At 71.5% G+C, this 14003-nt stretch carries 14 protein-coding genes; 9 read left to right on the forward strand and 5 right to left on the reverse strand.

The genetic code is table 11. The annotated features are described in order from the left end of the window. Positions 1–3 precede the first annotated feature (3 nt). Entirely contained in the window at positions 4–552 is a 549-nt protein-coding gene (locus ACZ6RT_RS16740) for a CGNR zinc finger domain-containing protein (RefSeq protein WP_399191201.1), read from the forward strand. A 134-nt stretch (positions 553–686) separates the two neighbouring features. Here ACZ6RT_RS16740 and ACZ6RT_RS16745 read toward each other — a convergent pair whose 3' ends face one another. Beyond that, the gene (locus ACZ6RT_RS16745; protein ID WP_399191199.1) at positions 687–1502 is read right to left on the reverse strand and encodes an isoprenyl transferase; all 816 of its coding nucleotides are present in this window, start codon (positions 1500–1502) and stop codon (positions 687–689) included. Continuing rightward, positions 1499–2236: a DNA repair protein RecO gene (recO, locus tag ACZ6RT_RS16750; RefSeq protein ID WP_399191197.1), complete on the reverse strand. Its 738-nt coding sequence runs from the start codon at positions 2234–2236 to the stop codon at positions 1499–1501. Before recO ends, ACZ6RT_RS16745 begins: the two co-directional genes overlap by 4 nt. Before the next feature lie 169 nt (positions 2237–2405). Between recO and ACZ6RT_RS16755 the strand changes: the two genes are divergently transcribed. From ACZ6RT_RS16755 to rocD, 5 genes are all read left to right on the forward strand, one after another. Continuing rightward, complete coding sequence (locus ACZ6RT_RS16755; protein ID WP_399191195.1) at positions 2406–3983, forward strand: CDP-alcohol phosphatidyltransferase family protein; 1578 nt, start codon at positions 2406–2408, stop codon at positions 3981–3983. After that, entirely contained in the window at positions 3980–4687 is a 708-nt protein-coding gene (locus ACZ6RT_RS16760) for a DUF5941 domain-containing protein (protein WP_399191193.1), read from the forward strand. Before ACZ6RT_RS16755 ends, ACZ6RT_RS16760 begins: the two co-directional genes overlap by 4 nt. Before the next feature lie 115 nt (positions 4688–4802). Then, a complete protein-coding gene (locus ACZ6RT_RS16765; RefSeq protein ID WP_399191191.1) occupies positions 4803–5300 on the forward strand; it encodes an Lrp/AsnC family transcriptional regulator in 498 nt (165 codons plus the stop codon). A gap of 133 nt (positions 5301–5433) precedes the next feature. Continuing rightward, the gene (ddaH, locus tag ACZ6RT_RS16770) at positions 5434–6273 is read left to right on the forward strand and encodes a dimethylargininase (protein WP_470154503.1); all 840 of its coding nucleotides are present in this window, start codon (positions 5434–5436) and stop codon (positions 6271–6273) included. Continuing rightward, positions 6270–7481, forward strand: coding sequence for an ornithine--oxo-acid transaminase (rocD, locus tag ACZ6RT_RS16775; RefSeq protein ID WP_470154504.1), 1212 nt, complete (start codon positions 6270–6272; stop codon positions 7479–7481). Before ddaH ends, rocD begins: the two co-directional genes overlap by 4 nt. A gap of 133 nt (positions 7482–7614) precedes the next feature. Here the strand turns inward: rocD and ACZ6RT_RS16780 are convergent, their stop codons facing one another. Next, positions 7615–9222: an alkaline phosphatase D family protein gene (locus ACZ6RT_RS16780; protein WP_470154506.1), complete on the reverse strand. Its 1608-nt coding sequence runs from the start codon at positions 9220–9222 to the stop codon at positions 7615–7617. A 633-nt stretch (positions 9223–9855) separates the two neighbouring features. Between ACZ6RT_RS16780 and ACZ6RT_RS16785 the strand changes: the two genes are divergently transcribed. Then, positions 9856–10722, forward strand: a complete 867-nt coding sequence (locus ACZ6RT_RS16785) for a DUF2382 domain-containing protein (protein WP_470154508.1) — start codon at positions 9856–9858, stop codon at positions 10720–10722. An 86-nt stretch (positions 10723–10808) separates the two neighbouring features. On the opposite strand, the gene ACZ6RT_RS16790 is transcribed toward ACZ6RT_RS16785, so the two are convergent. Then, a complete protein-coding gene (locus ACZ6RT_RS16790; protein WP_399191181.1) occupies positions 10809–11696 on the reverse strand; it encodes a Gfo/Idh/MocA family protein in 888 nt (295 codons plus the stop codon). Between the two features lie 114 nt (positions 11697–11810). Further along, a complete protein-coding gene (locus ACZ6RT_RS16795) occupies positions 11811–12755 on the reverse strand; it encodes an NAD-dependent epimerase/dehydratase family protein (RefSeq protein ID WP_470154510.1) in 945 nt (314 codons plus the stop codon). Between the two features lie 174 nt (positions 12756–12929). On the opposite strand from ACZ6RT_RS16795, the gene ACZ6RT_RS16800 reads away from it, so the two are divergent. Then, complete coding sequence (locus ACZ6RT_RS16800; RefSeq protein WP_399191177.1) at positions 12930–13631, forward strand: TetR/AcrR family transcriptional regulator; 702 nt, start codon at positions 12930–12932, stop codon at positions 13629–13631. 44 nt (positions 13632–13675) lie between these two features. After that, positions 13676–13909, forward strand: a complete 234-nt coding sequence (locus ACZ6RT_RS16805; protein WP_470154512.1) for a hypothetical protein — start codon at positions 13676–13678, stop codon at positions 13907–13909. Positions 13910–14003 lie beyond the last annotated feature (94 nt).

Consider the following 14003-nt stretch of genomic DNA (forward strand, 5'->3'; position numbering starts at 1 on the left):
AACATGCCATTCGGACATGACATGGTGCACTCACTCGCCACCGCGGTCGACCTGGTCAACACCTCCCCCTCCACCGGGGGCCGGGACACCCTGACCGACCTGCGAGAACTCGGTGACTTCGTGGCACGCTGGGAGATCAGCGGGGTCGGTGAGGTGAGCGCCGCCGACCTCGGCGAGGTGTGCGCCCTGCGCGAGGCCTTCCACAAGGTCTTCACCGCCCCCGACCAGCCCACCGCGGTCGTCCGGCTGAACAGCCTGCTCAGCCGGACCCGCATCACCCCGCGCCTGACCGAGCACGACGGCCATCCCCTGCACGTCCACTACTTCGCTCCGGACGCCTCGCTCCACGACCACCTGGCGGCCGACATCGGGGTCGCCCTGGCCCACCTGCTGGTCGAGAACGAGTGGGAACGCCTGCGCACCTGCTCGGCCCCCGACTGCGAGCACGTCTTCGTGGACGAGTCCCGCAACCGCTCGCGGGTCTACTGCGACAGCCGCACCTGCGGCAACCGGATGCACGTCGCCGCCTACCGGGCGCGACGGCGGGTCTGAGCCCGCCCGCGGGAAGAACCGGCCCCGCGGTCCCCGGCGCCGGGACACGGGGCCCCGCAGGATCACGGGCCCGCAGGACCGGCGGGACCCGGCGGGTCACCGGTCTCCACGGGTTCTTCGGGTTCCACGGGTCCTTACGGGGCCGCCGGGCCCGGCAGGTCACGGGGCCCGTCGTCGGGCAGCGTGTTGGGCACGGCGCCGCCGTACCTGCGGTCGCGCTTGGCGAAGGTCTCGCAGGCCTCCCACAGGTCACGGCGGTCGAAGTCGGGCCAGAGGCGGTTGAGGAAGACCATCTCGGCGTACGCCGTCTGCCAGATCAGGAAGTTGGAGATGCGCTGCTCCCCCGAGGAGCGCACGAACAGGTCCACGTCGGGGATCTGCGGCTCGTCCAGGTAGCGGGCGAAGGTCTCCTCGCGGACCCGTCCCGGCTTGACCCGCCCGTCGGCGATGTCCTGGGCCAGGCGCAGGGCGGCGTCGACGATCTCGGCGCGGCCGCCGTAGTTGACGCAGAACTGCAGGGTCAGCGTGGAGTTGCGCTCGGTCATCTCCTCGGCGTCGCGCAGCTCCTGGATGACGCTCCGCCACAGCCGCCCGGGGCGGCCCGCCCAGCGCACCCGTACGCCCATCGCGTGCAGCTCGTCCCTGCGGCGGCGGATCACGTCGCGGTTGAAGCCCATCAGGAAGCGGACCTCGTCCGGGGAGCGCTTCCAGTTCTCGGTGGAGAAGGCGTAGGCCGACAGGTAGGGGATGCCCAGCTCGATCGCGCCCTCGATCACGTCGAACAGCGACGCCTCGCCCGCCTTGTGGCCCTCGGTGCGGGGCAGGCCGCGCTGCTTGGCCCACCTGCCGTTGCCGTCCATCACGATCGCCACGTGCCGGGGCACGAGATCCCTCGGGATCGGGGGTGGGACGGCGCCGGAGGGGTGCGGGGCGGGCGGGCGGACGTTCACGTTACGGGCTCCCTTTCTACGTGTCGAAGAGAGCGTATGCCGTGTTCGAGGTGCCACTGGAGATAGGCGGCGACCAGGCCGCTGCACTCGGCGCGGTGCCGGCCGCGGGAGGCGTCGGCGGTGGCCCAGTCGCCCCGCAGCAGCGCCGCCATCAGGGCCAGGGTCTCCCCCTCGGGCACGGCCGCGCCCGCGGGACGGCACGTCCCGCACACCACGCCGCCGGCCACGATGGCGAAGGCCCGTACCGAGACGGCCCTGCACCGGGCGCACGCCTCCAGGGCGGGGGCGTAGCCGGCCACGGCCAGGGAGCGCAGGAAGTAGGCGTCCAGCACGAGCCTGGCCTCGTGCTCCCCCGAGCCGAGGGTGCGCAGGCCGCCGACGAGCAGCAGGAACTGGCGCAGCGCCGGCTCCTTCTCCCCCATGATCAGGCGGTCGGCGGTCTCCAGCATCGCGGTGCCGGCCGTGTAGCGCGGGTAGTCGGTCACCAGCGGCCCGCCGTAGGACCGGATGGTCTCGGCCTGGGTGATCACGTCGAGCGTGCGGCCGGTGTGCAGCTGGAGGTCGACGTGGGTGAACGGTTCGAGACGGGCACCGAATCGTGACATGGTGCGCCGGACGCCCTTGGCGACACCACGGATCTTTCCCGTCCGCCGGGTCAGCACGGTGACGATGCGATCGGCCTCTCCCAGCTTGTGGGTGCGCAGCACGATGCCGTCATCACGGTACAGACTCACCCGCACAGTGTAGTGGGGTCGCCGGGCCGGCAGAGGTGGAAGCATGGTCGAACGACACGGTCGGATCACCGGTGCGTGTTGTTCACCCAAAACTCACTAAACTTTGGCCTCTGGCGAAATGCCACCCCCGGTACACCGCCTCACACCCGTCTCCGCACGAAAGGGTGCCATGCCCCGCGTGGTCCTGCTGGGCTCTTCGCCCGGCCCCGATACCGCTCCCGGTCAGGCGACGCCGCCCGCCGCGTCGACCCTGCCCGCGCTGCCCGGCTGCCCCACGGTGATCGGCAGGCTGCACGGCCAGCTCGCCTCACTCGACCCCGAGCCGGTGACGATCGTCCGCGCCGGCGACGCCCCCGCCCACCGGGGATTCCCCGGTCTCCTGGTGGAGACCGCCGACCTGGCGGGCGACCTGCGCGCCATCGCCGACGCGGTCGAGGGCGCCACCGAGAACCTGCTGTTCCTGCCGACGAACTCGCTGATCCACGACGAGCTGATCTACCAGATCACCAAGTCGAAGCGCGGCGCCCTGGCCCTGATCACCAAGGAGCCCCGGGAGGAGGACGAGAACGGCGACGTCATCGTGGCCGACGTCCCGATCGAGGAGGCTCAGCCGGAGATCGGCGACCGCTGGCTGGAGGGCCTGCCCGTCCGGGTCCGCGCCCGCAGGTCCCGGGTCATCTCGGTGGGCTCGGCCTTCCACGCGGTGACCCGGCCCAACGCGGTCCTGCTCGGCCCGCTGCACCTGCACCACAGGCACGCGCCGGTCCTCGCCGAGGCCGCCCGCGAGCTGGCCGACATGGCCCACCTGCTGGGGCCCGAGGACGACCTGGTCCAGCTGCTGGTCCTGGGCCTGGTTCGCAAGGGCGTCTCGGTCGGCATCCGAGGCCGCCGCGACCTGTTCTTCCGCCGGGTGTACGAGCCCGCGCAGGCCGCCGAGGCCGTGGCCGAGATGTCCACCTTCGACGAGGACCGGGCCCGGCTGAACAACGCGGTCAAGGGCGCCGACGGCTTCTTCACCACCTACTTCGTCAGCACCTACTCCCGGTTCATCGCCCGCTGGGCGGCCCGCAGGGGGCTGACCCCCAACCAGGTCACGCTGATCTCGATCGCGCTGGGCGTGGCGGCGGCGCTCTGCTTCGCCACCGGCGAGCGGGTCTGGATGGTCGCGGGCGGTGTGCTGATCTACTTCGCGTTCGTGTTCGACTGCGTGGACGGCCAGGTCGCGCGGTACGCCCGCAAGTTCGGCGTGCTCGGGGCGTGGCTGGACGCCACCTTCGACCGCTTCAAGGAGTACGTGGTCTTCGCCGGCCTCGCGGTCGGCGCGGCGGTCTCCGGGGTGGGCGACGTCTGGACGCTGGCGTTGATCGCGATCGGCCTGCAGTCCATCAAGCACCTGCTGGACTTCTCCTACGGCGCGGCCAACCGGCGGAAGGCCCCGTCCCCGCTGCCCTCGGTGTCGCTGTCGGTCAGCGCCGACACCGGCCTGCGCCAGGCGCTGGAGCAGCGCAAGAGCGCCCCGGTCGGCGCGGTCCGCAGCCTGCTGAGGATGTGGGGCAGGGCCGGCAGGTACCGGGCCGTGCACTGGGCCCGGAAGATGATCGTGTTCCCCATCGGTGAGCGGTTCGCCGCCATCGCGATCGTCAGCGCCCTGTTCGACGCCAGGATCACCTTCCTGACCCTGATCATCTGGGGCGGCATCGGCGCCGCCTACTCGCTCACCGGACGCCTGATGAGGTCTTTCGCATGATCACCCAGCCACAGACCGTCCCCGCTCCGGACCCGTACGAGGAGCGGCTGCGCATGCAGACCGCGCGGCTGCTCGCCTACCGCGACGACGGCCCGCTGGTGACGCTGCTGCGCGGCAGGGTCGGGCCCGGCCTGCCCGCGGTGCCCGCCTCGCTCGCCGCGCTGGTCGCGGTCGTCGCCATGGCGGTGACCGGGATGCTCGACGACGGGCCGATCCTGCTCGCCCCGGTGCTGGTCATGATCGTCCTGGTGCTGCCCACCGCCGCCCGCGACCACCTGGGCAGGCTCGACTGGCTGGTGCCGCCGCTGATCCGCGGGACCGAGTTCCTCACGATCATCCTGATCGGCCTGGCGGCCGAGGCGCCCAAGTGGCTGCTGTACGTGCTGATCTACGTGATCGGCTACCACACCTACGACACGGTGTACCGGACGCGGCAGAGCATCTGGCCGGCCGCCTGGGTGTTCCGGGCGGGCCTGGGCTGGGAGCTGAGGCTCCTGATCATCGGTGCGGGTGCCGCGCTGGGCGTGCTCACGTGGGTGCTGGCCGCGCTCACGCTCTACCTGGGCGTGCTGTTCGCGGTCGAGAGCATCACGAGCTGGGTCGGCCTGGACAAGCAGACCGCGCTCGCCCAGGCGGGCGACGACCTGGAGGCCTCCCCCGAGGAGGCGCAGGAGCAGGCCACCGGCGAGGCCGAGCGGACCTGATCCCCGCTCCCCCGAGCCCGTGAAGGCCGCCGGACGGATCATCCGTCCGGCGGCCTTCGCCGTCCCGGGCCGGTGACCGCACGGTCCGGAGCCCGTTGGCTGTATACAGGTCTGCGTGGAACTGGACAGGCTTGATCGCGACATCATCGGGGCACTCGTCGAGGACGCCCGCGCCACGTACGCGGAGATCGGGCAGCGGGTGGGTCTGTCGGCGTCGGCGGTGAAACGCCGGGTGGACCGGTTGCGCGAGACCGGGGCCATCACCGGTTTCACCGCCCGGGTGGAGCCCGCGGCGCTCGGCTGGACCACCGAGGCGTACGTGGAGCTGTTCTGCGCGGGCAAGACGTCCCCTTCGGAGATAGGGGTCGCGATCGGCCGTCATCCCGAGGTGGTGTCGGCGTGCACGATCACCGGGGAGGCCGACGCCCTGCTGCACATCAGGGCGACCGACGTGCGGCACGTGGAGCGGGTGATCGAGCGCATCGCGGCCGAGCCGTTCGTGGTGCGGACCAAGAGCTCCATCGTGCTCTCCCGGCTGATCGAGGCGCCGCTGGTGACCTCCCGCGGTGAGCCGTTCGTCGCCCCGCACAACGAATCGCCGTTCTTCGCCTGACAGACGCGGCAATCCTGTGGTGTGACGCAAGAACGCCCCCTTGGCCTGCGGTAACGCCGTTCCTAGGCTGATGACGCCGCCGCCGGGGATCCGGCGGCGCCCGCCACCACGACCTTTCGTAACGGGGTTATCGATGACGAGGCATTACCTGATGTGCCGGCCCGACCACTTCGCGGTCGAGTACGCGATCAATCCGTGGATGCACCCGGAGGCCGGTGCCGACCGCGCGACGGCGATCAGGCAGTGGGAGACGCTCAGGGACGTCTACCTCGACCTCGGGCACCGCGTCAGCCTGATCGAGCCGCTCGAAGGCCTGCCGGACATGGTCTTCTCCGCCAACGGCGCGCTGGTCGTGGACGGGCGGGTCTACGGCGCGCGGTTCGCCTATCCCCAGCGCGAGGCCGAGGGACCCGCGTACCTGAGGTGGTTCACCGAAAACGGCTACGAGCGGGTGCACGAGGCGGCCTTCGTCAACGAGGGCGAGGGCGACTTCCTCACCCTGGACCACCTGGTGCTGGCCGGGACCGGTTTCCGTACCAACATCACCGCCCACAAGGAGGCGCAGGAGTTCCTGGGCCGGCCGGTGGTGACGCTGCAGCTGGTGGACCCGCGGTTCTACCACCTGGACACGGCACTCTTCCCGCTGAACGGACATAACGTGGCATACTTCCCGGAGGCGTTCTCCCCGGGGAGCCGGGAGGTCCTGCGGAACCTCTTCCCCGACGCCGTCCTGGCGAGCGAGGAGGACGCGGTCACGTTCGGCCTCAACTCGGTCAGCGACGGCGTCAACGTGGTGATCAGCGCCGAGGCCGGGGGCCTGCAGCTGGAGCTCAAGCGCCGCGGCTTCGAGGTCGTCCCGGTGGACCTGTCGGAACTGCGCAAGGCCGGCGGCGGACCCAAGTGCTGCACGCTGGAGATCAGGGAGCGCGTCGCGGGCGCGACGGTCCCGGGCCCGGAAGGGGTGGACGCATGACCGGCACGAACGAGTTCATCGAGCTGAGCGAGCGCCGGAGCGCGCACAACTACCACCCCCTGCCCGTCGTGATCAGCGAGGCGCAGGGCGCCTGGGTGGTCGACGTGGAGGGCCGGCGGTTCCTGGACTGCCTGTCGGGCTACTCGTCGCTGAACTTCGGGCACGGCAACCCCCAGATCGTCGCCGCCGCGCAGGAGCAGCTCTCCCGGCTCACCCTCACCAGCCGCGCCTTCTTCCACGACCGCTTCGCCGACTTCGCCGCCAGGCTGGGCGACCTCACCGGCAAGGACATGGTCCTGCCGATGAACACCGGTGCCGAGGCCGTGGAGACCGCGATCAAGGTGGCCCGCAAGTGGGGGTACGACGTCAAGGGCGTGACCCCCGGCCGGGCCAACATCGTCGTGATGGAGGACAACTTCCACGGCCGGACCACCACGATCGTCGGCTTCTCCACCGACCCCGACGCCCGCGGCGGCTTCGGCCCGTACACCCCCGGCTTCCGGATCGTGAAGTACGGGTCGGCCGAGGCGGTCCGCGAGGCGATCGACGCCGACACGGTCGCGGTGCTGCTGGAGCCCATCCAGGGGGAGGCCGGGGTGCTGGTCCCGCCGGACGGCTACCTCACCCAGGTCCGCGAGCTGTGCACCGCGGAGAACGTGCTGATGATCGCCGACGAGATCCAGTCGGGCCTCGGCCGTACCGGCGAGACCTTCGCGTGCGACCACGAGGGCGTCGTCCCCGACGTCTACGTGCTGGGCAAGGCGCTGGGCGGCGGCGTGGTGCCGGTCTCGGCGATCACCGCGAACGCGGACGTGCTCGGCGTGATCGGTCCGGGCCAGCACGGCTCCACCTTCGGCGGCAACCCGCTGGCCTGCGCGGTCGCGAGCACGGTCGTCGGGATGCTCGCCACCGGCGAGTACCAGGCCCGCGCCAGGGAGCTCGGCGCGGTCATGCACGAGGAGCTGCGGGCCCTGATCGGCCACGGCGTGGTGGCCGTGCGCGGGCGCGGCCTGTGGGCCGGTGTCGACATCGACCCGTCCCTGGCGAGCGGGCGGGAGATCTCCGAGGCGCTGATGGCCCACGGCGTGCTGGCCAAGGACACCCACGGCTCGACCGTCCGTCTCGCCCCGCCGCTGGTCGTCTCCGAGGACGACCTGCGGTGGGCGATCGGCAGGCTCGGCGCCGTCCTGGAGGAGCTCGCGCGGTGATCCCGCAGGCGCCCGGCCGATCCGGGACCGGGCGCGCCGGCCCGGGGCCGGGTGCCGGAGAGCGAGCGCCCGCCGGGCGGCGGGCGGCCGCCGTCCGCCGGGGACGGTGCTCCCCGGCGGGTGCCGGGGAGCTCTAGCTCGCGACGCGCCCGGCCTCACGGGGCCGCGCCCGGTGGGCCGGGGTGTCGTCCTCCAGCTCCACCGTGGTGATCTCGGTGATCTCGGTGCCGGTGGCGGTGTCCCACCGGACCGAGACCGGGGAGGTGTCCAGGCACAGGACGGCCACCGCGTTGGAGAACCACGGGCCGTTGGTGATGCGCCACTTGAAGGGCGGCCTGGGGATCTTCACCGTCCGGGAGAGCAGGCGGCCGACCAGGCTGGCGATGCCGAACTGGGCGAAGATGTTGGCCAGCCGGAGGGTACGGCTCAGCGGGTTGCGGATCGGGGAGCAGACCAGCTGGTGGATGGGCAGCTCACGGGCCTTGGCGACGTAGGAGTAGTGCACGTCGCCGGAGAGCACGATCACCGGCTTGCCCAGCCCGGCCAGCAGCCTGGAAAGGTCCTCGAAGGAGCGGCGGAAGGCCGCCCAGTGCTCCAGGTCGACGGCCTGGCGCAGCATCTCCGACACGCGCGCCACGCCCTTGCCCCAGGCCCCCTGGGCCAGCGCCTCGTTCCAGTTCTGGATGTGGTGGATGCCCGCGGGCAGCAGGAACGGCACCGACGAGCCGATCACGAAACGTTCCGCGCCCTCCCTGCGCAGCTGCTCGGTGAGCCACTCCCACTCCACCGGGTCGAGCATGCGCCGGTCGCCCGGGTCGAGCTGCCGGGAGCACCGGGAGTCGAGCATGATCAGGCGGGTGGACCCGAGGTCGCGGGCGTAGCTCCACCGGCTGTCGGCGGGCACGTCGTAGGCGTGCTCGGCGAACGCGTCCAGGATCTCGGCCCCGTCCCCCTCGGCCGCGCACACCTTGCTCAGCACCTCGTCCACGGCGCGGTCCTGCGGCGACATGTTGCCCAGGTGCTGGTAGACCCAGTAGGCGCCGAGCCCGGAGATCACCCGGTGCCGCCACCACGGGACCTTCTCCATCGCCGTACGCCAGGAGATGGAGGTGTTGAAGTCGTCGCGCAGGTCGTGGTCATCGAAGATCATCGCGGTGGGCACGGTGGAGAGGATCCAGCGGATCTCCGGGTCGGTCCACGCGATCCGGTACAGCTCGGCGTACTCCTCGAAGTCGGCGATCTCCTTCTTGGGGTCGCTGTCCCTGCGGTTCGCGATGAACTCCAGCATCTCCGAGGACGGCTCGTCGGCGTAGACCTGGTCGCCCAGGAGCAGCACCATGTCGGGCCAGCGCTCCTCGGGGGCCTCCATCAGCGTGCAGCCGTACGCGCGCAGCACGTCCACCCCGTGGGAGATCGTGTGCAGGGTGTCGTGCGGCACGCTGGTGCGGCAGGAGCTGAACATCACCTTCTGCGGCCCGTCGGGGCCGAGCAGGCGGATCCGGCTCGGCGGGTGGTCCGGCAGCGGCCAGACCGTCGTGCCGTCCAGGCGTACCTCGTAGGTCCCGCCGTCGCGGACGTCCACGATCGCGTAGTGGTGACCGTGGACGGTGAACGTCCGGGCCTCCGAACGCACGCCGGCGACCTCGACCGTCACCTCGCACGGCTCGCTCGTCTCCATCCACACCGACGCGCTCACCTCGTCGACGTAGCGCAGCATCGGTCCGACCACAAGTTCCGGCACGTTCATCCCCTCAGTCACTACGGGACGGCAGGCGTCCCTCGTCGGACCCTGCCAGATCTGCGCGTTCCTCCACGATTGCCCGAAGACGCCGGTCGATAACAACGTATCTCCCGGTAGGGGGGTCGCGACGCGCCAGAGAATCGGTCATGAGCATGTGACACCGGCCGTCACGGGGAGCCTCCTCACGGGCGGGGGAACCGCTTCCGGGCCGATCACGCCCGCTCCCGGTCCGATCACACCCGTTCTCGCGGCCGACCGGCCGGACCGTGGCCCGCGTGCCATGCCCACCACTCCTCGCCGTTCGCCGGCTCGGCCCCGGCCCGCCGGGGGGCGGCCGGATGGACGCCGTCCAGGGTTTCCGGGTGCACCACAACACTACCCGCGACCTGGCGAAGCGTGACATCCGCACTCGTCTCCCCGCACTCCCTCCCACGCCCGTACGAACCCCTCCAAGGTCACCCGCCGGGTGTCCGCGGGACCCACCGGCCGCGTCCCCGGCTCGGCGGACGGCTCCGCCTCCCGCCGATGATCCATGTCGGCTTTAAGGTATTTTAGGGCTTTTGCCCCTTTGATTCGTTTCTTCCGTGTTTTTAGAGGTATGGCAGTGAGGGAGCCAACAGGGGGAGAAAACGAATGATTACCCAAGAGCAGATCCCGATGGTGATCGACCACCAGCTGTACGACTCGGCAGGCCAGAAGGTCGGCGAGATCAAGCACGTCTACCTCGACGACAGCACCGGCAAGCCCGAGTGGCTGTGCGTGAAGACCGGACTGTTCGGGATGAAGGAGACCTTCGTCCCCATCCAGCGGGCGTCCGTCGTCGGCGACCACGTGGAGGTCGAGTACGACAAGGCCCACATCAAGGACGCTCCCAACGTCGACGTCGAGTCCGGCGGGCACCTGTCCCAGGACGAGGAGCACAGGCTCTACGAGTACTACGGCGTCAGCTGGGGCGGGAACGACAGACCCGGCCAGGGCGACCGCACCCACGCGGGCATGCAGGGGAACACCGGACGCGCGCCGGCTCCCGGCCCGGGTCCGCGCCCGGGGCCCCGTCCGGGGGCCGACCGTCCGATGACCGGCTCGCAGGGACACACCCGGCACGACGACGACGCGATGACCCGTTCCGAGGAGAGGCTCAACGTCGACACCCGCTCCCAGGAGACGGGCCGGGCACGGCTGCGCAAGTACGTGGTCACCGAGGAGGAGCAGGTCACCGTACCCGTCACCCGCGAGGAGGTGCGCATCGAGCGTGAGCCCATCACCGACGCCAACCGCGCCGACGCGATGAGCGGCCCCGACATCACCGAGGCCGAGCACGAGGTCATCCTGCACGCGGAGCGGCCGGTCGTCACCACCGAGGCGGTGCCGGTCGAGCAGATCCGCATGAGCAAGGAGCAGGTGACCGAGCAGGAGAGGGTCTCCGGCAAGGTCCGCAAGGAGCACGTGGAGGTCGACCTCGACGACGAGGGCGACGGCCGGCCGGGCCGCGACCACTGACGGAAGCCGCCGTCCCGGACCTGGAGACCGGGACGGCGTGACCCGGACCGTCGCGGCCGGCCGCGACGCCTCGCCCCGCCCGTCCGTCAGGTCGCGGCGGCGACGACATCCTCGCAGATCGCGTGGGTGACCAGCGCGTCACCGGCGTCCACGACGGTGCCGGAACCGACCGCGTCGAGGAACTCCCGGCAGACCTGCTCGATGCCCCGCTGCCGGGAGACCGGGGTCCAGTCGCCCCGCCGGGTCAGGGTCTCGCCTCCGGAGTGGTCGAGCACCTCCGCCAGGTTGACCACCCGGCGCCTGGTGCCGCCTCCGGTCACCTCCACGGTCTCCTCGGCCGAGCCGCTCATCCTGCTCATGATGCCGAAGGCGGTGAAGCCGTCCCCGGAGAGTTCCAGCGTCACGTGCTCCAGCAGCCCGTCCACGACCCGGACGCGGATGCCGGTCTCCTCGACCTCGCCGGGCACCAGGAACCTGAGCGTGTCCACGACATGGATGAAGTCGTCGTAGACGACGGTCCGCGGGTCGGCCGGGTGGCGGGCCCGGTGTTTCTGCATCACCACCAGATCGCGGGGAAGGTCCCGCAGGGCGGCGTAGCCCGGTGCCCTGCGCCGGTTGAAACCGACGAGCAGCGACCGCCCGTTCTCCCGGGCCAGCCCCACCAGCCGTTCGGACTCGGCGAGGGTGTGGGCGATCGGCTTGTCCAGGTAGACGTGGACGCCCGCGCGCAGCAGTGGCTCGACGACCTCCGGGTGTGCCGCGGTCGCCACGTGCACGAAGGCCGCCTCGACGCCCGCGTCGATCACCTCCCCCACCGAGGAGAACCGCCGCCCGATCCGGTAGGCGTCGCCGAGCCGGTCGAGCCTGGCGCGGTCGCGGGTGCACAGGTGCAGGTCGAGGCCCGGGGTCGCGCCGAGGACGGGCAGGTACGCCTTCTCCGCGATGTCCCCGAGGCCGATGACGGCGATCTTCATGCTCAGAGGGTACGGGGTGCGCCTTCCGGCACCGCGGCGGCCGGTCACGCGCTCCCGCGTCACCGCGGCCGCTCACGCGCGGGCCCACGTCACGGCGGCCGGTCACGCGCCGTCCTACGCCGCGGCGGCCAGGCGCGCGCGCCACCACGCCAGCGTCGCGGTCAACGCCTCGTCCATCGGGGTCGGCTCGATCCCGAACGCCTCCCGGGTCGCGGTGGAGTCGAGGACGAACGGGCGGACGAACTGGTAGCGCAGCTCCTCCAGCTCCCTGAGCATCGGCGAGAAGACCCCGGCGGCGCGCAGGAGCAGGTGGGGCATGGCCCTGACCCCCGGGTCGGGGACCCCGGCGAGCGCGCACAGGCGCGCGGCGACCTCGCGTGCCGTCATCGGCTCGTTCGTCGGGACGTGCCACGCGCGGCCCCAGGCACGGTCGCCCTCGCCCGCCGCGATCAGCGTCCGCGCGACGTCGGGCACGTAGGTCCAGCTGTGCGGCTGGGAGGGGTCCCCGGCGAAGCGGACGGGCCTGCCGGACAGCAGGGCGGGGACGAACCTCTCCCCCAGGTGCGACTGGTCGAGGCAGCCGGGGCCGAAGTAGTCGGAGCCGCGCACCTCGGTGACCCTGGAACGGCCCGCCTCGTGCGAGGCCAGGGCCTGTCGCCACACCCGGGCCCGGATCACGCCCTTGGCGCTGGGTGCCTCCAGCGGGTCGTCCTCGCGCATCGGCCGGTCGGGGGCCGCGTAGACGTAGAGGTTGCCGAGGATGACGTACCCGGCACCGGTGGTCTCGGCGGCTCCCAGCAGCGACGCGGCGAGCGGCGGCCAGTCGCGCGCCCACTCGTGGTAACGCGGGTTGACGCAGTTGTAGAGGACCATGGCGCCCTGAGTCAGGGCGGTCAGCCGCTCGCGGTCGCTCACGTCGGCGGCGACCCTGCAGACGCCCGGAAGGTCGGGACCCGAACCCGAGCGGCTGAGAAGGACGACCTCGTGTCCCTGCCCGGCCAGCAGCCGGGCGACCTCCGAGCCGACCTGACCGGCTCCGGCGATGACGTGCTTGGCCATGATGCCTCTTTCCTCACTGATGATCGGCGGTGCGGGCCCACCGGGTCCGGACGAGCCGGGGACGGCTTCTTCAGAGATTGGTGTTCCGTTCTGTGAGCAATGCTCTCCCAAAAGAGCATGGTTCGTCAAGAGCACTGCTCTCGTTTCTTTCGGGTGCTCTGATATGGTCGGGGCATGAGTTCGAGTCGCACCGCGCGAGAGAGGGTCAGGGCCGAGCTGACCCGCGAGATCGCCGACGTCGCCCGCAGGCACCTGGCCGTCGACGGCGCGAGCGGCCTGTCGCTGCGCGCCGTCGCCCGCGAGATGGGCATGGCCTCCTCGGCGATCTACCGCTACTTCCCCTCACGGGACGACCTGCTCACGGCCCTGATCATCGACGGCTACAACGCCCTCGGCGAGGCCGTGGAGAACGCCGACGCGGCCGTGCCGCGCGAGGACCACGCCGGCAGGTGGACGGCGGTCTGTCACGCCGTACGGGACTGGGCGCTGGCCCGTCCGCACGAGTACGCCCTGCTGTACGGCTCCCCCGTCCCCGGCTACAAGGCGCCGCAGGACACCGTCTCCGCCGCGATCCGCGACACCGTCGTCTACGGTCGGATCGTCTCCGACGCCCATCGGGCCGGGGCCCTGAACCCCCCGGACGAAGACCAGCCGCCCGTTCCCGCGTCCTTCCACGACGACGCGGCACGCGTGCGCGAGCTCATGCCCGGCGTGCCCGACGACGTGATCGTCCGCAGCCTGATCGCCTGGACCGGGCTCTTCGGCTGGGTCAGCTTCGAGATGTTCGGCCAGTTCGACAACACGATCCTCGACCGGTCGGCCGCCTTCGACCACGTCATGCGCCTCCAGGCGCGCACGCTGGGACTGCCCGCCTGATACGTCACGATGTCGTCGCGACGGGCAGCACGTACGCGTCCGCCGTGACACATGAGACGGGCGGCTCCCGGACGAGCCGTCCTTCCGGCCCGCGACCGAACGCTTCTGGCCCGCCGCTGGGGGCGCGGCTGGCGGCCCTGGCGGCCGTGGTGGCGGCACCGCTCGGGCTCAGCGCGCCGACCTGGCGTCTCGTGGAGGCTCCCGCGCAACGACTGGGCAGGCGCCTGGCGTCGCGTACGGACGAGACGGGCAGGCCCGTCCCCGATCGTCGTCCGTGACCCGGGACGCCCGGGCGGGCATGGCCCTCCCCTGTCCGGGAGAGCCATGCCGTTCCGATCGAGGGTGGCCCGGTACGGCCGGGTGTCCGCCCGC

Source organism: Streptosporangium sp. NPDC050148 (genome assembly GCF_055586505.1).

What these genes read in the sequence shown, in the direction of transcription:
- ACZ6RT_RS16740 (WP_399191201.1), top strand. Translation starts at nt 4, where the DNA reads ATGCCATTCGGACATGACATGGTGCACTCACTCGCCACCGCGGTCGAC.
- ACZ6RT_RS16755 (WP_399191195.1), top strand. Translation starts at nt 2,406, where the DNA reads ATGCCCCGCGTGGTCCTGCTGGGCTCTTCGCCCGGCCCCGATACCGCT.
- ACZ6RT_RS16760 (WP_399191193.1), top strand. Translation starts at nt 3,980, where the DNA reads ATGATCACCCAGCCACAGACCGTCCCCGCTCCGGACCCGTACGAGGAG.
- ddaH (WP_470154503.1), top strand. Translation starts at nt 5,434, where the DNA reads ATGACGAGGCATTACCTGATGTGCCGGCCCGACCACTTCGCGGTCGAG.
- rocD (WP_470154504.1), top strand. Translation starts at nt 6,270, where the DNA reads ATGACCGGCACGAACGAGTTCATCGAGCTGAGCGAGCGCCGGAGCGCG.
- ACZ6RT_RS16785 (WP_470154508.1), top strand. Translation starts at nt 9,856, where the DNA reads ATGATTACCCAAGAGCAGATCCCGATGGTGATCGACCACCAGCTGTAC.
- ACZ6RT_RS16790 (WP_399191181.1), bottom strand. Translation starts at nt 11,696, where the DNA reads ATGAAGATCGCCGTCATCGGCCTCGGGGACATCGCGGAGAAGGCGTAC.
- ACZ6RT_RS16795 (WP_470154510.1), bottom strand. Translation starts at nt 12,755, where the DNA reads ATGGCCAAGCACGTCATCGCCGGAGCCGGTCAGGTCGGCTCGGAGGTC.
- ACZ6RT_RS16800 (WP_399191177.1), top strand. Translation starts at nt 12,930, where the DNA reads ATGAGTTCGAGTCGCACCGCGCGAGAGAGGGTCAGGGCCGAGCTGACC.